General features: G+C 59.6%; 17 protein-coding genes and 1 tRNA gene. 10 read left to right on the top strand and 8 right to left on the bottom strand.

Annotated elements, in window-relative coordinates:
- The first annotated feature begins 3 nt into the window (after positions 1-3).
- The 4 genes from BN1012_RS12870 (at position 4) to BN1012_RS12885 (ending at position 3,150) form a co-directional block, all read left to right on the top strand.
- Positions 4-393: an RNA-binding S4 domain-containing protein gene (locus BN1012_RS12870; protein ID WP_063958505.1), complete on the top strand. Its 390-nt coding sequence runs from the start codon at positions 4-6 to the stop codon at positions 391-393.
- 205 nt (positions 394-598) lie between these two features.
- Positions 599-937 (top strand): ferredoxin FdxA, encoded by a 339-nt coding sequence (fdxA, locus tag BN1012_RS12875; protein WP_043949912.1) that lies wholly within the window; start codon positions 599-601, stop codon positions 935-937.
- A 468-nt stretch (positions 938-1,405) separates the two neighbouring features.
- The gene (locus tag BN1012_RS12880; RefSeq protein WP_043949913.1) at positions 1,406-1,969 is read left to right on the top strand and encodes a CarD family transcriptional regulator; all 564 of its coding nucleotides are present in this window, start codon (positions 1,406-1,408) and stop codon (positions 1,967-1,969) included.
- 281 nt (positions 1,970-2,250) lie between these two features.
- Positions 2,251-3,150: an RNA polymerase factor sigma-32 gene (locus BN1012_RS12885; protein ID WP_043949914.1), complete on the top strand. Its 900-nt coding sequence runs from the start codon at positions 2,251-2,253 to the stop codon at positions 3,148-3,150.
- Between the two features lie 12 nt (positions 3,151-3,162).
- Here the strand turns inward: BN1012_RS12885 and BN1012_RS12890 are convergent, their stop codons facing one another.
- Together BN1012_RS12890 and BN1012_RS12895 are read right to left on the bottom strand one after the other, a co-directional pair.
- Positions 3,163-4,623 (bottom strand): M48 family metalloprotease, encoded by a 1,461-nt coding sequence (locus BN1012_RS12890; RefSeq protein ID WP_043949915.1) that lies wholly within the window; start codon positions 4,621-4,623, stop codon positions 3,163-3,165.
- Positions 4,620-5,501, bottom strand: a complete 882-nt coding sequence (locus BN1012_RS12895) for a thermonuclease family protein (RefSeq protein ID WP_081826514.1) — start codon at positions 5,499-5,501, stop codon at positions 4,620-4,622. Before BN1012_RS12895 ends, BN1012_RS12890 begins: the two co-directional genes overlap by 4 nt.
- Before the next feature lie 141 nt (positions 5,502-5,642).
- Here BN1012_RS12895 and BN1012_RS12900 point away from each other — a divergent pair, with 141 nt between their 5' ends.
- Complete coding sequence (locus BN1012_RS12900) at positions 5,643-6,164, top strand: acyloxyacyl hydrolase (RefSeq protein ID WP_052535276.1); 522 nt, start codon at positions 5,643-5,645, stop codon at positions 6,162-6,164.
- Between the two features lie 76 nt (positions 6,165-6,240).
- Here BN1012_RS12900 and BN1012_RS12905 read toward each other — a convergent pair whose 3' ends face one another.
- Positions 6,241-8,088 carry an autotransporter domain-containing protein gene (locus tag BN1012_RS12905; protein ID WP_043949916.1) on the bottom strand — a complete coding sequence of 616 codons (1,848 nt, stop codon included), beginning with the start codon at positions 8,086-8,088 and terminating at the stop codon, positions 6,241-6,243.
- Positions 8,089-8,222: 134 nt separating this feature from the next.
- On the opposite strand from BN1012_RS12905, the gene BN1012_RS17035 reads away from it, so the two are divergent.
- Entirely contained in the window at positions 8,223-9,830 is a 1,608-nt protein-coding gene (locus tag BN1012_RS17035) for an alpha/beta hydrolase fold domain-containing protein (RefSeq protein ID WP_052535277.1), read from the top strand.
- 18 nt (positions 9,831-9,848) lie between these two features.
- Here BN1012_RS17035 and BN1012_RS12915 read toward each other — a convergent pair.
- The 3 genes from BN1012_RS12915 to BN1012_RS12925 form a co-directional block, all read right to left on the bottom strand.
- Positions 9,849-9,925: transfer RNA gene (locus tag BN1012_RS12915), tRNA-Arg, on the bottom strand.
- Between the two features lie 63 nt (positions 9,926-9,988).
- Positions 9,989-12,700 (bottom strand): DUF2339 domain-containing protein, encoded by a 2,712-nt coding sequence (locus tag BN1012_RS12920; RefSeq protein WP_145973470.1) that lies wholly within the window; start codon positions 12,698-12,700, stop codon positions 9,989-9,991.
- Between the two features lie 127 nt (positions 12,701-12,827).
- Positions 12,828-13,556: a DUF3298 and DUF4163 domain-containing protein gene (locus tag BN1012_RS12925; RefSeq protein WP_043949917.1), complete on the bottom strand. Its 729-nt coding sequence runs from the start codon at positions 13,554-13,556 to the stop codon at positions 12,828-12,830.
- A gap of 233 nt (positions 13,557-13,789) precedes the next feature.
- Between BN1012_RS12925 and BN1012_RS12930 the strand changes: the two genes are divergently transcribed.
- Both BN1012_RS12930 and BN1012_RS12935 read left to right on the top strand, forming a co-directional pair.
- Entirely contained in the window at positions 13,790-14,425 is a 636-nt protein-coding gene (locus BN1012_RS12930) for a hypothetical protein (protein WP_043949918.1), read from the top strand.
- A gap of 8 nt (positions 14,426-14,433) precedes the next feature.
- Positions 14,434-15,189 (top strand): N-acyl homoserine lactonase family protein, encoded by a 756-nt coding sequence (locus tag BN1012_RS12935; RefSeq protein ID WP_043949919.1) that lies wholly within the window; start codon positions 14,434-14,436, stop codon positions 15,187-15,189.
- Here BN1012_RS12935 and BN1012_RS12940 read toward each other — a convergent pair.
- Together BN1012_RS12940 and BN1012_RS17040 are read right to left on the bottom strand one after the other, a co-directional pair.
- Positions 15,186-16,454 (bottom strand): MFS transporter, encoded by a 1,269-nt coding sequence (locus BN1012_RS12940; protein ID WP_043949920.1) that lies wholly within the window; start codon positions 16,452-16,454, stop codon positions 15,186-15,188. The two genes, BN1012_RS12935 and BN1012_RS12940, sit on opposite strands and share 4 nt — an antisense overlap.
- A 7-nt stretch (positions 16,455-16,461) precedes the next feature.
- On the bottom strand, positions 16,462-17,394 hold the full coding sequence (locus BN1012_RS17040) for a bile acid:sodium symporter family protein (RefSeq protein WP_052535281.1): 933 nt from the start codon (positions 17,392-17,394) through the stop codon (positions 16,462-16,464).
- Between the two features lie 387 nt (positions 17,395-17,781).
- Between BN1012_RS17040 and BN1012_RS12950 the strand changes: the two genes are divergently transcribed.
- A complete protein-coding gene (locus BN1012_RS12950) occupies positions 17,782-18,195 on the top strand; it encodes a PilZ domain-containing protein (RefSeq protein ID WP_043949921.1) in 414 nt (137 codons plus the stop codon).
- Between the two features lie 29 nt (positions 18,196-18,224).
- The gene (locus tag BN1012_RS12955) at positions 18,225-19,034 is read left to right on the top strand and encodes an enoyl-CoA hydratase/isomerase family protein (protein ID WP_043949922.1); all 810 of its coding nucleotides are present in this window, start codon (positions 18,225-18,227) and stop codon (positions 19,032-19,034) included.
- The last annotated feature ends 16 nt before the right edge of the window (positions 19,035-19,050 follow it).

A 19,050-nucleotide genomic window follows, 5' to 3' on the forward strand; every position in this document is an offset into this window, starting at 1 on the left:
CATTTGGGCAGCAAGTCAGACGACAACGACATCCGCCAGCGTATTGATCGCTGGATGTGGTGCGCCCGGTTCTTCAAGACCCGGTCCATCGCAGCGCGCTTTGTTGGCACCGGAAAAGTGCGGGTCAACGGAACCCGTGTCACCAAAGCCGCCCACCAGGTGCGGCCCGGCGACGTCCTGACCTTTCCCCTGGGCGACCGCATCCGAGTCATCGAGGTGGTGACTTTTGTGGAGAAGCGCGGATCCGCAACCATTGCAGCCACGCTTTACGATGACCAAAGCCCGCCGCCTCCGCCAAAAGGCAAAGACAAGCCGAAGGCTGTAAACCCCAGCCCGGACGCCGCGCCGGACAGCCGCGCCCGCGCCAAACTGCGTGAGTTGAAGGCGCAATAGCTGGTGCCAATATGAAAGATGCGGGTTAGGCCCCTATTCCCTCGCTTTTTTGTGAATTACAGACCTGCAGCCATGTGGCATTTACAGGGGGAGACGGGGCTTGCGGGCTTGCCCGTCATATTCGTATAAGCGCAGCGGAAATTTATGACTGCGGCCTACGTGGCGGGCATCCGGCCTGCACGTCGACCATCTGGAGCACCACCGAATGACCTATATCGTCAACGACCTCTGCATTAAGTGCAAATACACCGACTGCGTCGAGGTTTGCCCGGTGGACTGCTTCTACGAAGGCGAGAACATGCTCGTCATCGACCCGGACGAGTGCATTGACTGCGGCGTGTGCGAGCCGGAATGCCCGGCAGAAGCCATCAAGCCCGACACCGAGTCCGGCCTTGAGAAATGGCTGGAAGTGAACGCCAAATTTGCGGCCACTTGGCCCAATATCACGGTCAAGAAGGACGCCCCGGCTGACGCGGACGATTTCCTCAATGTCGAAGGCAAGTTCGAGAAATTCTTCACCGAAGCGCCCGGCACTGGCGACTAGCCCCTCGATCAGGCTCAATTGCGGGTCCTCATTAACCGTCAAACAGCGCTGATTGGCTTGTCTGCAGGCAGATCATCCCTGTGCTGACGGCTGCCCCGCTTTATTTTTGGCCAATTTTGGTGTATGGTTTTTGAGAACAGTGGGATTTATCCCACGCTTTGACTGGGCGTATCCAGTTGAAGGCTTGAGACGTTTTACCGACTTTCCTGGCGTAAATGCTGCCTGAAACCGGTTTTCTGCGGAAAATTAGGGGTTTTTGGGCATTTGCCCCTGTAGCATCCGATGATCAGGAAGCCCGGTGCCGTCATACTCGCGACCAGTCCTCCCACACGGGCTCAGATGCTGATCTGGGCCGAGGGTCATGATTGCGGGCATAACGGCACGTCTTTTTGCCAATCGTGTTGACCCGTGCGGGGTTGCCGGAGCACAGAGCCGGCACCGTCCCCGTCACGCAGTTTGGGACTGAGCATGGCCGCGAAGAAGAAGACCGCCTCAAAGAAATCCGAATTCAAAGCGAACGAATTCGTCGTTTATCCCGCCCATGGCGTCGGCAAGATCACCGGCATCGAGAAGCAGGAAGTCGCCGGACACAAGCTGGAACTCATCGTTATCAACTTTGAAAAAGAGAAGATGACCCTGCGCGTACCTGTCGCCAAGGTGCAATCTGTCGGCATGCGCCGCCTCGCCAACGACGATGTGGTGGGCCAGGCCATCAAGACCCTTAAGGGCCGCGCCCGCGTCAAGCGCACCATGTGGAGCCGTCGCGCGCAGGAATATGAAGCCAAGATCAACTCCGGTGACCTGATCGCCATTGCGGAAGTTGTTCGCGATCTTTATCGCTCCGACAAGCAGCCTGAGCAGTCCTATTCAGAGCGTCAGCTCTATGAACAGGCTCTCGAACGCATGGCCCGCGAAGTGGCAGCTGTTGAGAAATCAACAGACGACGAAGCCGTCACCAAGATTGAAAGCACGCTTGAAAAGGCACCAAGCCGCAACAAGCCTGAAAAGGAAGACGAAGAAAAAGCCGCCTAGGCGTCTTCGCTTCCCCAAAGATCAAAGGCCCGGATCCAGACACATGGACCCGGGCCTTTTTTGTGGCCAGATCGCGACGCAGCATTTGCGAACCATGCGCACTATCATCTACGCAAGACCAAACGCCAGGCCTTGCAAATTCGCAAATCCATTGGCCCCGTTGCACCTGCTGCAGATGATCCAACCAGCATCCAGAGCCGTATCCCCTAACAAGCAATTCATTACCTGCCCTTGCGTTCGTAAAGTCTGAGGGCAGGCACTGCGTGGGGAGTGCGCATCACATGCCGGCAACGTCTGCAGTTTCGTCTCAGGGTTCTGAAAGAAAATTCATTCGCACGGCCATGAAAGCGCCGTTGCTTGAGGCCGATCACGAACTCGATCTGGCCCGTGCTTGGCATGACCACAAGGACGAAGATGCCCTCCACGAGCTGACATCCGCCTATATGCGCCTGGTGATTGCCATGGCGGCCCGCTTCCGCATCTACGGCCTGCCCATGGGCGACCTCGTGCAGGAAGGCAATGTCGGCCTGATGCAGGCTGCCCAGCGCTTTGACCCGGAACGCGGCGTCCGCTTCTCAACCTATGCCTCCTGGTGGATCCGGTCTTCCATCCAGGACTACATCTTGCGCAACTGGTCGATCGTCCGCACCGGGACGACCGCTGCCCAGAAATCTCTGTTCTTCAATTTGCGTCGCCTGCGCGCCCTCATCAACGATGGCGGAAGCGCGACCATGTCGCCTGAAGGGCGCACCTTCGTAGCGACCCAGCTGCGCGTCCCCATGCGCGATGTTGAAAACATGGAGTCCCGCCTGTCGGCCTCCGACCGGTCGCTCAATGCGGCCGTGCCGGGCATGGATTCAGGCGAAGGCGGCTCCATGGAATGGCAGGACCTGCTGGCCGATGAGCGTCCCGACCCGGAAGACGAAACAACAGACGCCCATGACGCGGATGTGCGTCGTCGCTGGCTGGCCCGGGCGTTGGAGACACTGTCTGAACGGGAACTCTTCATCATCAAGCGTCGCCGCCTGAGCGAAGACGGGGAGACGCTGGAATCCCTTGGCAAGGAACTCGGTATCTCAAAGGAGCGTGTCCGCCAGGTGGAACACCAGGCGCTGAACAAGCTGCGCGCGGCACTCCTCAAGGAAACCGATGATGTTGATGCCCTGGTGGACGGCGCCTAGAACACCCGTCGCCTATTCAACCACCAGCTTGACCCGCTGTCCCGCCTGCACCTGTTCACCATCACCCAGACCATTGAGCACCCGAAAACGCTTCTCTTCGTCGGTGAAGTAAGCAGCATTTGCCGCCAGTGACGCGACTGTCTCTCCGCGTCGGACCGTGTGCACTTCGATGCGCCGCGGGGCGACATCGGCAGCCTCGGCAGCATTCAGACGCGTGAAGCTGCGCACCATCTCCTGCAATCCCGGCTTGAGACTGCTTGTCTGGCGCGGCGGTGTGGCAAAGAGAAAGCGGAACACATTCTCCTTGTCACCCGCATCATAGGCCACAAGCCGCACGTCTTTGCCTTTGACCCGGGTAATGCCCGTCGCTGCGGGAATGCCATTCACGTCGAGGGCTTCAATCTGGCTGAGCGTTGCATCCCTGGACCAGACCCGTGTCAGATATTCCGCCATGCTGCCTGCGCTGCGGCGCGGAGCGCTGTCGAACTTGATCTGCGCACCTGACGGGTGCCGGGCTGTGACAGATGTGGACGCGTTCGTCATTGTGAAGCCGTCAGGCACTTCAAACGCAAACCGCATGTCCGGATGAATGAAGCGCTGCCCACGCACAAACCCTTCCTTGGGATCATCGCCGTGGAGCATGCCGTCAACGGCCGCAAAGTGAGCGTCCTCACCACCGGCACGCACGCCCGGTGCGACACCGGTGTCCTGCGCCTGCTTCAGAGTATCACGCACGCGCTGTCCGGTGGCCGGGTGCGATGCCAGCCAGTCCACCCGGTTTGCGTCATATCGTGCGCCGCGCAGCTGGGCATGCAAGGCACTTTGTGCCCCCAACGACTCCAGAAACGCGGGTGCGGCAAAGGGGTCATACCCGGCCATCACCAGCATGTTGAGCCCGACACTGTCTGCTTCATTCTCCTGATCACGCGAGTAGTCCGCAAGAAAGCCCGAGGCGCCCACGCTGAAGATCTGATTGACCAGGTCACTGCCGACCGCCACCCCCAGCACCGCGCCCAGCAACCCGGCACCAATGGCCCGGTTCTGCCGTCCCTGTCCATGCCGCATCGTGACGTGAGCGATCTCATGGCCGATGACGCTGGCAAGCTCGGCTTCCGAATTGGCAAGCGCAACCAGCCCGCGCGTCACATAGACATACCCGCCAGGCAGGGCGAAGGCATTGACCACCGGGCTGTTGAGCACGGTGACACGGAATTGTTCATTGGGCATCGATGACGCGCCGGCCATACGCGTTGTCACGCGCGCCACATAAGGCCCAACCTCGGGATGATCATAAACACCGCCATATTGGGCAACGATCTGCTCATGAGCACTTGCACCCTGGCGGCGTTCACTGTCGCTGATCTGCGCCTGCGCGGGCGCCAGAGGGATAAGCGCCAGCGAGAGTGTAGCGGCGGCAAAGAAAGCCCAGCGCCCTAAAACAACCTCACCTAGCCACCGCCCAATCGCCTTCATCTCAACACCTCGATTTGCTCCGGATGCGTTGCATCGATGCTGGGGCCGTTGAACAATCGAACCCAGCCACGCGCACGCACAATGCGGCCCTCATAGTCTGTCGGATCAATGCCCGCATCACGGAAGAGTTTCATATCGCGTGGGCTGATCGTGACGGTGAAATCATCGCGGTAGTTTGTGCCGAAATTGAGATAGACCCGGCCATTGATGTTCTTGGCCTCGCGGACCCGCCCCTCAATCAGCTCATAGGAGCCTTCACGGCTGTTGAGACGGTCAAGCTCATTGGCATTGACGATGCGGTAGGTATCAAGGCCCCACATACCTAAACCTTCTTCGCGAGCTGCCGCTTCTTGTGCGAGCAGGTCAGCGACACAGGCCCGGTTGTCAGGGAAGGTATAAACACGCGCGAGGCCACGCCTCAGCATCTCACCTTGAAACCAGATGGTGCCGCCCTGCCCGTCGCGCACATAGGTATGAGCCAGCCGACGGCCGTGCCGGTCTTCGTCAGACCCACCGGACCACAGAACCACATCGCGCCGGGACGCAATATCAACAGCCAGATCCCGCGCTTCTTTCGCCAGCGGCCATTCAGGGAAATTGCGGCGGCCCAGCGGCAGCTTGGGCGCCTGAATGCCCACCATGCGGACCTCGCTGCGGTCATCCAGCACGATCGTGTCGCCATCGACCACTTCAATGACATCAAAGGCCCGGCTTGCATCGGACGGAGGTACAGCGCACCCGGATGCCTCCCCCCCCGAAGGGATGGGCGCTGTCGCCGTTCCAACACCCGTGTCTGTGCCCTCTTCTCCGAGCAAAATGCTCCCGACCGCAAGCACACCAAGAATGACTGCGCCAAAAAGTGATACCTGTCTTTTCATGTGGCCCTTCAGCAACTTAAGTCTGTTCTGCATAGGTGGGTTTTCGTGCCGCAATTGCACAAAAGGGCCAGATGCCCGTAAACTCCGCCCGGGTTTGAATTGGATACCGCCCATTGAGCGGCGGCATCAGGGGAATATCAAGTGAAACATCTACTTTCCGGCCTGGCCGTTGCTGCCATGGCGCTCACCACCACCTTTGGCGCGGCAACGTCTGCCAGCGCTGAAAGCCTTGCCGAAGCGCAGCCCTCCCAGGTTTATGTAGGCGCGGGCTTCTTCGACATTAGCCACAGCTCTGAGTTCGCCTCTGCGGCCTTCGATGTGGGCTATATCCCCGATTACAACATCGTCTGGGAAATTCGTCCGCTTGTCGGCCTTATGGTGAACACGGACAGTGCGGTCTATGGCCATATCGGCCTATCACGCACTTTCTTCCTGACCGACAACATCGTCACCCGCATCCAGTGGGGCGTTGGCGCTTACAGCCAGGGCAACTCCATTGACCTTGGTCAGGCCTTCGAATTCCGCGAGCAGCTGGAAATCGGCTATCAGTTCGACAGCGGCGACATGATCTCCGCCTATGTCTGGCATCTGTCCAACGCGGATATCGCCGACAAGAACCCCGGTGTAAACACCGCAGGCATTCACTATTCCTTCGGCTTCTAAGCCACCACAAACATCCAAAGAAAAGCCCGCGAGGTGAATGCCTCGCGGGCTTTTTGTTTGCGAGCTTGGCTGCGCACTAGTTGAGCGGCAGTGAGAACGTACCGCCGACTGACCAACCGTCTACATCCGCTCCGATACCAAAAACGCTGGTGTAAACGTCAAGCGATGCTCCACCCTCTGTGGTCACGGAGAGCTGCGGCGTCACAGCGAGGCTGAAATAGTCGTCATCACTCGTTGCCACATTGCCAGACTGACTGTCCCTGTTGGTCCAGTTGTAGTTTGCCGTAGCGCCAAGAGCAGGCTCGATCACAGTGAAGATGCCTTCATTCTCAATCGTCGTCCCGATCGTTGGACCGTGTGAAACACGACCGGACCACAAATCATTGTCACCAATGCGCGTGCCGACCGAGTTTGTGTAGCCATCACGATGCGACCACGTGGACGAGAATGACGTCGAATGCTGGACCCAGATGCCATTGGACCAGTCGTCTCTGCCGGACACGCCCAGAGTCAGATCAATGAGATTTGAGTCATAGGAGCCCGTCGTGTTGGCAACAGAAATATCGCTATCAGAAATGCCGTAGCGAACAGTTGCCTTTAGAGCCAGCCCGTCAATCTTGTAGCGACCAAACACACCCAGCGAATAACCGCGCGTATCAATATCAAGGTTGTTGAGCGGTGCCTTCACATCCGACCATTTGGTGGTGACAAATGTGCCAAGCCGGATGTCCTCCCAGAAGTCATGGTGAACACCCACGGCCGCAACCACGGTGTCGCCCTTCTGCTGGGTGGCATCTCCCTGTTTGTAACGGGTAAACGACGCACGCACCCAGGCGACCGTCTTTTTAGTCAGCGTGCGGTCAAACGACAATTCCTGAACATCAGGCGCCCCGTTTGGCTCATCGAAGTGCCTGACAATGTCCTGAAACTCACGCTCGAACCGGTCAGCGGAGGCATTGGCAACAAACGGAATAGGTGCAGATGGGCTCCTATCCAGCAAAATGGCATTCTCCAGAGTCCTTTTTTCCTTAAGCAGTTCGCCCAGCTCAGTAACCGCTTGTGCGCGTTCGCCAGAGACTTTGAGCTCGCCCTCTTCGATCATCTCAAGACGTCGCTCATAGGCACCCTCGTTGCGAGCTTTCACAGGGTCAAAACCGGGAACAAAAATCTCCGCAAGGATTTCAGCTCCTGATTTGCTGGTCTTGTCTTCCGTCGCCTCCCTGGCATTGTCTCTCGCCTCTGCGAGCTCTTCGAGGCTCTGATCCGCCTGCTGGATTGCTGCGCCCAGTTCTGCTTCACGTTCCTCAATTTCCTTCAGACGGTCAGAGATATCAGCGCGTTCCTGATCTGAAAGGCCAAGACCCAGACCTTCATTCGGATCGAGATCAAAGCCCTCTTCCAGCAATTGACGAGCTGCTTCTTCTTCAAGCGCTGCTGACGCGGCATCGGCATTGTCTACCGTTTGCTCGATATCCGTTTGCGACGCGCCATCTGTTCCGTCCGCTCCAGCACCGGACACACACGTAAAGAGAAGGCTGGCCCCACCGCCGCCACCTGCATTCAACGCGCCGTTGATGGTGAACGTGCCCGTCGAGGGAATGGTGAAGCTGCCCGAGCCCGTGGCGCCATTGATGAAGATCAGCAGGTTGTTGCCAGGGTTCACATCCACAGCGACAGACAGGACAATGCCGGTCACCGTCGCCGTGATGACGTCACCGACAAAGAAAGTGCCGCTTTGATTGATGTTGGCCGCGCCGCCAGCCGCAGCCGTGCGGTTGAAGCCCGAGACATTGCCGCCATTGCACGACGACGCCGACTGCGCCGCCGCAGGTGTCGCGCTCCCAGTCACAAGTGCGGCCCCAAAAACAGCCGCCATACCAAGACCGGCGACGCTGCCCACCGCCGCTTGAAAACCCGTTTTCATGCTTATTTGCTCCCAACCCCGAATTTCTTTCCTCCAAGGCATAACGAAGGCTTGATCGCGCCACATCATCAAAAGTGATGACTCTCGAGGCTAAATCTGGCCTAAAAGGGCGGTTACTTGGGGGCGGTGCGCGAATGCAACAGGCATCAGGGTTGGACAATCTGGGGGCTGAGGTCACACCGGCGACGGGACTTCCTGTCACCGGCGTTTGGATCGCCCAGCCGGACACGAGGGCTGACGCCCGTATCGTTCTGTATGTGTATGGCGGCACATTTTCGCTCAATCGCGGGCCCATGCAGGAGATCGTCGCTTGTCGCATTGCCACCCATGCCCGGGCCCGTGTCCTGCTGTTTGACTACTCTCTGGCGCCCGAACAGCCCTTCCCCCTTGCCATTGAGGACGTGACAGCCACCTATCTGTCCCTGCTTGAACAGGGCCACGACCCGTCAAAAATCGTCGTGATGGGAGATACGTCCGGCGCCGGCATTGCGCTGGCTGCGCTCATCTCCCTGCGCGATCAGCAGCACCCCATGCCGGCCGGCTTTGTGGCCCTCACCCCACTGGCGGATCTGACTTTCTCCGGCGGCAGCTATGTCAGCAATATCCGCAGCAACGGGTCCACGTCAGACGTGGAACTGATCATGACCCTGGCCTTCGACTATCTGCAGGGTGCCGATCCGCGCCATCCGCTGGCCTCACCGGTTCTGGCGGACCTTGCAGGCATGCCCGAGATTGAAATCCACGCCGACGTCAAAGACGTGCTCTACGACGACGCCATCATGCTGGCTGAAAAACTGCGCAGCACCGGCGGCAAGGTAAATCTCTATGAATGGGACGGGCTAGCCGACACGTGGCAGCGCCTTGCGCCCCTCTCCACCCAGAGCACCGCCGCTCTTGCCCGCATCGGGCAGTTCGTCCGTAAACAGACGGGCAGCCAGGCACCCGCAGGCAAGGCCGACGCTGACAATCTCATCACGTCTTACCAAGGCCTCATCAAGGAATTTGTGCAGCCTCACACGCGCGAACGTGTGGACGAGATTTTTGAATGGTCCCGGGCCCACGGTCCTGAATGGGTCTGGCCTTTCATTCAGCGCCGCTTGAAACACGGCGCGCTGGTGACCCAGGATCAGGTGGAGCGCGACTGGCTGACCATGCTGTTCACCGAAGCATCTGACGGCATGCTTCTGCTCAGCGCCAGCCGGCATATCCTTCTGTCCAACAGGCGCGCCCGCGATCGCCTGGAAACCGAAACGCCGATCCTCCTCAAGAATGGCCGGCTCTTTGGCACAACCGAGGCGGACGACGAGGCCTTGCAGACCGCACTTGATGCGCTTTTTCAGGCCTCCCCCAGTCACATTCACCGGGCCGTGCGCCTTGAAGGCGTGAAGGGCAAGCGTGGCCATACAGGCCCGACACTCCTGCGCGGCGAACGCCTCCAGCAGGAAAGCGAAGGCCGCGGCGTCCCACCGGTGGTCCTGCTGAGATTGCTCACACCGCCCGACACAGCAGACATCGACGAGACAGCACTGGTCACCTGGTACGGCCTGTCAAAAAAGGAAGCAAAGCTCGCTGCCGCCTTTGCGACCGGCGTCAGCCTTGCGGGCTTTGCAAAAGACAATGACGTGTCGATCACCACCGTCCGCACCCAGTTTGCCAATCTGAAGGCCAAACTGGGCGCCAGTGACCAGGCTGCTGTGGTGCGGCAGGTGTTGCAGGCGGCCACCCACACTTCGTTTCCGTAAGGGATGAACCCCAAGTATTGGTGATCCCGGGTGGATTCGAACCACCGACCCTCAGATTAGGAATCTGATGCTCTATCCAACTGAGCTACGGGACCACTGAGCTGGTGCATCTGCGAGCGGACAGTGCCCCAGTCAGGGGGCATGAGACAAGTGGCAGATCACTGAGCGTCCGGTGTTGCCTGCGGCTGTGCCATCGCCGCCTGATCCGCGGCAAGCGACCGCGTCATCCAGCGGTTGAGCAAGGCCAGACCGGCAAGCGCCAACCCAAGGGCGAAGAACGACAGCACGCGGATCAGGCCCTCAAGGCCGCTCATATCAATCAGGAACACCTTGGCAATTGTCACAGCAATCACCGTGATGGCGATCTTCCGGATCAGCACGGACTTGCGCAGCATCGCCAGCACAAGCAGCGCGGCCCCAAGCAGGATCAAGGCAATGGTGTAGCTGTATTGCTCACCATCCAGTACGCCGGACAACTCCAAAGAGGGTCCCTGCCACAGGCGGCGAATCTCAAGCCCCGCATAAAGCACCATCAAAAACGCAGACAGCCCAACCATTGCGACGCGTATCTGCTGCCCCAGATGAGTGAAGCGCCAGGCGACCCCCGCAATCAGCACGGCCGGTGCCGCATAGGCAATCAGCAGAGTGTCAAACAACGGTGGCCCAAGCACGATGCTGCCGAAAAGCGGATTACCAAGGGTGACGGAGAGGAAGAGCATGACCAGTCCCGCAGCCGCAAAGCCGATGCCCAGCACCGTTCGGACAATCCGCATTACGCCATCTATCTGCAGCCGGTAAAACTGGTTGGCCGCTGATATCAGCCACACCATGGCGAACAACGACAGCGACCAGTGCTCTTCACCCGGATTGTTGTCTTCCAGGACCCGGTAGATCAGCAACGTGATGAAGATGCCGATCAGGCTCCACAACGCGGATTCAGCCACAATGATCGAGCTTTGGCGCATCCGTCGCTGCAGCAGCACCCATGTAGCGGCGAGACCGGCAATCACACCGACATACCCGATGACAAGTTCCAGGAGGCTCGTATCTATCGCCCATGGGATGCCCGGATGACCGATAAGCCGGAAGCCGCAGACAACAATGCCAAGCTGCACAAAGATGTTGATGACCTTGATGTCAAAGCGCCGGTCAAGCCACGCCGCTGACACGACAAGCGCCACAAAGCCCAGTGTCAGCGCTGTCTCGGTAAGGGTCACAGCCATGGCAAAGGCAACCATGTTGAGGGCAGCCAGCGTGTAGAGCGCTGTGCGCAGCCGCATGTCGCCGTCCACAAGTCCGGCCCGGTTGGCGCATACAGCCATCACCGCCGCCACCGCTGCAATATGACCGGCCCACGCAAAGTCACTGAGATGCGGGCGAGGTTGCCAGGCCAGTTCAATGGACAGCATGACGAGGGGCGCAAATGCCGCCGCACCAAAGGCCCAGATCACTGGAAAAGGCGTGGACCGCGTGCTCTTGAGCGCCGCCAGCAGAGTGACCGCCAAGCCAACACCGGTCAGCCATGTGATGGTCCACGGTGCCGGGCTTTCAAAGCCCACAAAGGCATCCGCAAAGGCTCGGTCAACCGGAAGGTCCACCAGTCCGTGCCAACCGATGATGGCAAAAATGGCAAGAGCAATCGGCGGCGCCAGATCTTCAAGGGTTGGCGACCGGTCGAGCCAGAAACTGACAGCCATCAACACAACAAACAGCGCTGCAACAGCAAGCCAGAACGACGGCACATCACGACCGGCAACCAGGAACGCTACACCACACAACGCCAGAATGCCGCCCGCCGCCAGTCGCGTGGGAAACTCAGGCCACCCCTTGGGGCCGAACGAATGCATGGGCCCAAACAGCATCGCCCCTGAAAACTGCGGCCGCACGGACATCATCGGCAAACAGGTGGCGGCGGCTGCGAGCACAACAGAGAAAAGCAGGAACTCAGGCCCGGAGGAATATGTTGTCAGCCAGATCAAAATGGCCCCCGCATAGGGGAGCGCCAGCGCCACAACCGACACCCATGCAGAGCGCTTGAGCGCATCTACCGTGAGACCAACAGCACCGATCAGCGCAAAATAATAGAACAGCCAGGTCGGGTCCGTACTGTCACCACCCACAATGAAGGGCGCCACCACAGCACCACCAATGCCGATGACCGTGAGGAAATTGCCATAGACCCACCCAAGGGCAATGGCACCCGCGGCAACGGCGATGAGACCAATGAACGCCATCTCGGGACCAATGAGTCCATAAAGCTGGCGCGCCGCCACCACCGCTGAAAACAGCGTCACAATCCCCGCACCGGCAAACAGCGAGGGCAGAAAGGCCGTAAGGTCCTCGTCACCATCCCCACCCCGGCGACGGATGCGGTCACCAGCAGCGATCAGCGCCACACCAAACAGCAACGCTGAAACAACCCGCACGGTCGGCGACAGCAGACCTGTCTCAATGCCGTACTGAACGAGAAAGATTCCGGCCATGGTGAGCGACAGCGCTGCCACCACGTAAATCCAGTTTTCTTTCAGCCAAGCGCCCAGCCGCTCCATGTTGTCGGAGCCGAACACAAACTGCTTTGGCGGTTGATAGTTCTCTTCGACCGTGTCGTCGGAAGTCACCGACGCCGCAATTGATGCCGCAGCAGGCGCAGGTGCTGACAGAGGCTCAGGGCTTTGCGGCACCAAAGGTGCGGGATCGGGGTCCGCAACGTCGGTGGAGCCCGCAGCGGCAACCGGTGCGCCATCTTCCGGCTGCGCATCACGAGACGTTGAGTCCGAAAGGTGAGCAGACAGGCGCGCAACCTCCTTGCTCAGCGCACGCTGCCGGATGAACAGATAGACAACGCAGCCGATGAGAAGAAGTTCAATCAAAACGAATGCTTTCGACGCTGCCACACCCCTGAAAATACAAGGGCTGAATACGCTCTGGTGAAGTCAACAAGACCAATGCCGCGATGGTTGCAGGGCAGTCCGTGTGAATCAACAACGCAGTCGACAGTTACCTTTCTGTCTGCGCGGCGGGCTTGATCTCACCCCCGAACCAGTTTCTGGCGTCTTCGGTGAGATAATCTTCAAACACCGCATAAGGCACATCAAAGGAGAAGGACCCCATTGCGTAGGGACCCATGATGTAGGGCGCATAGTGAAACGTAAGGCCGCCGGATTTCTCACTCTGTGTTGAGGGAAGCAACGTCGCCACCGGCTTGTATTCCGCGTGATAGGCCAACGCGCGCTTGGCGCTTTCGCGCCACGCTTCATCATTCTCTCCCAGGGGCTGGCCGATGCGCTTCACCCACTCTGCTTCCCACTGCGCCAGAAGGTTGCGGCCTAATACATCCCAGATCGGAGCATCCTTGCCCATGCCATCGGCAAACAGGGCTTCAAGCGGCACATACTCTCCGCCGCCCTCTGCTTCGTCCTTTGCACGACGCCGCCAGATGAAGCTCGAGAAATCAACATTGCCGTGCGCCCCACCTGTGAACATCCAATGCGAGCCCAGCACGCTCACAAATGTCGAATTGAATAGAGTCACCTCCCACCGTTCATCCACCAGATAGGGGCGAAAAAACTCGGGCGACGCTTCAGCATCTTCGGCAGCAAACACGGCAAGCTTTTTCGCGGCCTCTACACTGGAGGACACGAGATCTGACCCGAGACCGGGTTCCATGACGATTTTCGGTGCAACAGTGATCGTTGATTCGAATTGCGGCGTCTTGATGCTTTGCACGAAAGCATCGCTCCTCTCTTCATCCTGTGCATGTGCGGGAAAACAGCTCAGAGCTGCGACAATTCCCGCAACCAGCGTCCATAGCCACGGGCTTGTTCGAGGGGCACGGAATACAAACATGACAGACCTCGTTGGTGCGCGGCGCTGTCTCTGACTGACAGCAACAAATATCTGCGCTAGCTTACCCACAACGCGCAAAAACAAGAACTTTGGCCCCAAGGAACCCCACCGTGATGTCAGCAACTCAGCGTACCCGCCAGGCATGGATCACGGGCTGTCTCACAGTCACGGCTGCGACCGCTGGCGCAATCATGCTCCTATCCGGAAGCACCGGCACTGCCAATGCGCAGGGCGCCGCATCGGAAGCCTGCTCCGGCCTCGGCCTCAAGATCGAAAGCCACATCAGTGGCGACATTCCCCTCGGCGGCCCCATTTCACTGGCAAGCCGACGGGCGGTTGACCGCGATGTGACCATGGAAGACGACATCGCGGCACGGCTGGCCAATCTTGGTTTCAAGATCGACGACAACGCGTTTTGGCAGTTTGTCTATGAGACCGACAATCAGCACCCCAAGCGCGACCCGAACTTCACGATCCGGTCCGAAGTACAGGGGGGCCGTGAACCAGAGGCGGTGGGGCAATACCGGTTTGATCGCGACGGTGATGTCTGCTCTCCCCTGTCCACCTACACGATGGACTTTGAAGTTCTCGACGAAGGCGCGCGCGTTGTCTGGCGCGGCCACGCCACATACACGACCCGCACGCAAGAGCCTGTTGCGGACAAGGAACGTCTGACAGAACGCCTGATCAGCGCGTTTCGCAGCGACCTCAAACAAAGCCACAATCTGTCCGGTCGCGGCAGGGATTGATCCGACACATGACGGTTGCGCTCTACGCCTTCACCTGCGGACACCTCACCATGCCCTTCAAGTCGTTTCTTGAAGGCGAGGAAGGCACGCTGAAGGTTCCCGTGCCGGCCTATCTGGTGGTGCACGAAAAGGGGTCGGTGCTATTTGACACCGGGCTTAACCCGCATGCCGTCCATGAAGACGCGCGCTATCGCGGTCAGGTGCACAAGTCACACGAGTTTCATGTGACCCAGCACGAGCTGCTGCCGGCCCGCTTTGAAGACGCCGGGTTGGACATCTCCACCGTCACCCATCTTGTGAATTCTCACCTGCACTTCGACCATGCCGGCGGCAACCAGCTGGCGCCCGACGTGCCGGTGATCGTGCAGAAGCGCGAACTCGAACACGCCCGCGAGGCAGGGCTGCCCTTTGGCTATGTGGCGGAAGACTTTGAGACCGGTCAGTCATTCAACACGATCACCGGTGAGCTTGACCTGTTTGGGGACGGCTCCGTGGTGTGCCTCCCGACACCGGGCCATACACCCGGGCATCAATCGCTGAAGGTGGCGACAGACATAGGACAATTCGTGCTGGCGGGAGACGCGTGCTACCTGCGCCGCTCACTGGACAACCTGCACCTGCCCCGGTTTCGTCATGACGAAGAAGCAATGCTTGCGTCTCTTCGCACCTTGCGAGACCTGCAGCAGCGCGGTGCGACCATCATGTATGGCCATGACCCTGACTTCTGGAAAGACATTCCGCAGGCGCCGACGCGGCTTGGCTAGTCTGTCAGCGGGGCAGGCTGACGCACAGCACCCGACACCGCGAAAATCGTAAGAGCCACAACCGACGCTGCTGCAACTGCCAGATAGGCCGGGCTGTATCCCCCGGCAAGATCGTAAACGACACCCACCAGCGCAGGACCAGCCGCAACACCAACGGTGCCGAACATCTGGCTGAGGGCAAAAATGCGACCATAGTCGCGCAGACCAAACGCCTCACCCAGCAGCAAGGGTTGCAGCATCAAGATATTGCCCACGGTCACACCAAACAGCACCGACGAGGCCATCAGCGCCACAACGCCCTCAGCAAAAGCAAATGCCGTCAGCCCGACTGCCTGCATGGCCATGAAGGCCAGCGTGAATGTCCGGATCGGCAGCCGCGATAGAGCAAACCCGCCTAGCAATCGGCCAACAATGCTTGAAGCGGCAAGTACCGAAACCGCAATCGCCGCCAGCGCTGCATCTTCGCGCACGGTCACCAGTCTGAACTGATGTGACAGCGCCCCCACCTGCGCCATCATGGCAAACACATAGGCTGCGGTAACGCCGATAAAGAATCGCGAGCGGATGGCCACCGCCATGGGAACACCATCCGGCGGCCCGTCCTGCTCGCCATCCGCAAGCGGTGGATCCCCATCAATGCGCAGCCCCATGCTTTGCGGGCTGGGCCGCATCACAAACAAGGCCGCAGGGACAACTCCCACAAAGAACATGATCGCCAGCCAATGACCGGCAATCTCAAGGCCTTGGGTCTGAATGATCCAGGCTGAAAGCGGCGCAAAGACGATGCCGCCTATAGACAGACCCGTGGAGGCCATGGACAGGGCAACCGCGCGCCGCCGGGCAAACCACCGCGCAACCAGCGTGGTCGCCGGCACCAGGGCACAGCCCGCATAGAGCACACCAAACAACGCATAGAAAAAGTAGAGCTGCCAGACTTCGGTGATGGATCCCACGAAGGCAAACACCAGTGCCCCCAACGCACCGGAGATCGCGACGACATAGCGTGCATCATAAATTTCGATCAGGCGTCCAACCGCCATGCCCGCAAAGCCGGAAGCAAGGAAGAATGTTGCTGTCGCACCGGAAACTTCACTGACGTCAAAACGCTCTTCGCTGAAGGCACCGAGTAGAACGGAAAGATTGTAAAAACCGATGCCCGCCGTGGTCGCCATGGTGACGAACACCGCCGCAACAACCCACCAGCCATAATAGACGCCACGCAACTGCGTCAGTGTGCGGCCGACAAGTGAGCTGGAGTGCGACATGAAGAGATTACATCCCGGACGAGGAGCGCCCTTTTTGACCACGGCGCTCAGCGGCGCGTCTGCGATCCATCTTGATGGCCCGGCGATGTGCCAGGGCGGCAGCAAAGCCTAGCAGGCTGGCCGGGGCAATATACACAGCCCCGAAGGCTGCCCAGTCGACCCGGTCCAGAACACTGATGGCCACCAGTGTCGACAGGCCAACATTACGGGTACCGGTCTCAATCGCCACCGTGAAGGCCTGCGCCCGGGTCAAAAACAAGCTGGAGATGAAAAAGCCGCCGCCAGCGCTCAACGCAAACATGACCGCTGCCAGTGGGATGGATGATTCGATGCCCTCACTGAACGGCTGCCAGTCCTGAATCGCCAACAGCACAACCACGCCATAAAGCGCGTATTGAGCGCCCTGCTGCGCACGGTCGATATTTCGCTGCACCCAAGCTGGATGTGTCGCCCGCGCCCACATGCCAATGGCGACCGGCAACAAGACCACCGCAAACAACTGCGTCAGAGTCGGCCCCAGAGGAATGGATATGGATTCGCCGGTTTCAGCACCGACATCAGCAACGGACAGCGCAAAGGCCAGCACAAGCGGCAGCGTCAGGACGGCCAGCACGCTGGACATGGTGGTGAGGGAAATGGACAGCGCCAGATGACCACGGCCAAGCAGCGTCAGCACATTGGAGAACCCACCGCTTGGACAGGCCGCCACAATCGCCAGTCCGACTGCTGTCGCCACGGGAAGCGGCACCAGCCAGAGAACCAGAATGGCAATGGCGGGAAACATCGTGAGCTGGACGGCACTGCCGATGAGGAAGCTCTTTGGCGCTGCCACGAGATCGCGGAAGTCGCGCCGGGTCAGCTCCATGCCGACGGTCACCATGACCCCGAACAGGGCCGCAGGCAGGATCATATCCTGCACAATGTTGAATGAGCCGCTCACGAGAAGAAGTGTCGCCTTTCAAGAGTGCGCCAGATCGATGAATTGCCCGGCCCGCGAAAGGAACGAGGCAATCTGTCGAAGGCCGGCAGGAAGGAAGGACGCCGGGATTCTGACCGGCGGACAGTACCTACCCATCGGACCTGTGGAAAGCCCCGCTCCCATCAACATGTGGTGTAGCATTCGTGCGAAAATGTGGCCGCACAGTCGCAGCCAGGCCATGAACGACCGGTAAACACCACACTCAACCGCCCGCGCGGCATCAATGTGGCAACGCGCGCCCAAAGAGCCCTGCAATACCGTCACCCCATGACCACACCAGACCTTGAGCAAGCAGGCCGGGCAGCGCACACTGGTGCTGAACATTCCCGAGAATGAAAGCGCCGCCCCGTGCCCGATCACACCTCTGATCACATCTCCGATCACACTGATGTCGAGCCCGCCATCCACCCGGACCTGGAAACGGACACCGGCGCGGAACGTCGCCTGCATGAGCGGGAGACGGATACAGCGACCAGTCCCACCATTGATCTTGGCTTTGGCCCCGTGGATATCCTCGACTGGTCCTTCGGCGGCGCCCGGCTCAAAGGCGCGACCCTCTCTTTGACGGTCGGTGAGTTTGCCACCGGCGACATCGCGCTGGGCACGGCCAGCGGCAAGTTCATCGCTGACGTGGTCCGCATTCATCCGCCGTACTTTGACCCCCAAAGCAGCCCCGACGAAATCAGCCTGCGCTGGCTTGATCTCCCGCCCGACGTGCTCGAGCAGATGATCGCCGCCAAGGCCGCCCCCGCTTCGCCATAACCAAATCAAACCAAACCGAGGAAACAACCATGGCCTACACCACACTCGACATCCGCAAAGAAGGTGCCGTTGACTGGGTAACGCTCAACCGTCCCGACGCCCTCAATTCCCTTGATCCCACCATGATTGATGAGCTGCTGGATTACTTCCACTCACTCTACATGAACAACGCCGTGCGCGTGGTGGTCCTCAAGGGAGCCGGCCGCGCGTTCTGCGCCGGGCTCGACCTCAAGGATTCGTCCAACCGCTCCGACACCACCGCCATTCAGACGGGACCGGCAGCTGGCCTCATGTCCCAGCGCCGCATCTCTGAAATCGTCATGCGCATGCGCAAATGCCAGCAGCCGATCATTTCGCTGGTTCATGGCCCTGCATGCGGCGGCGGCTTTGCCCTCGCGCTGGCATCCGACATCCGCATTGCCGGTGAGAGCGCAAAAATGAATGCGGCTTTCATCCGCATTGGCCTGTCGGCGTGTGACATCGGCGTCTCCTACTTCCTGCCGCGCCTCGTCGGCGTGTCGGTCGCCAGCGAACTCATGCTTACCGGACGCTTCATCAAGGCCGAGCGGGCGCTCGCCACGGGCCTCGTTTCCGAAGTCGTTCCCGACGACAAGCTCGACGATGCCGTGCGCCCCTATCTCGACGAGATGCTGACAACGGCCCCGCTTGGCCTGCGCCTCACCAAGGAGTGCCTCAACATGAACATTGATGCGGGCTCCCTTGAGGCTGCGATCGCCATGGAAGACCGCAACCAGATCCTCACCGCCCAGACCCAGGACGTGAAGGAAGGTTTCGCGGCTTTTGTGGAGAAGCGGGCACCCCAGTACCAGGACCGTTAGGTCCTGCGACCATCCA

The sequence above is a fragment of the Candidatus Phaeomarinobacter ectocarpi genome (assembly GCF_000689395.1).
In the GTDB taxonomy this organism is placed as follows: domain Bacteria; phylum Pseudomonadota; class Alphaproteobacteria; order CGMCC-115125; family CGMCC-115125; genus Pyruvatibacter; species Pyruvatibacter ectocarpi.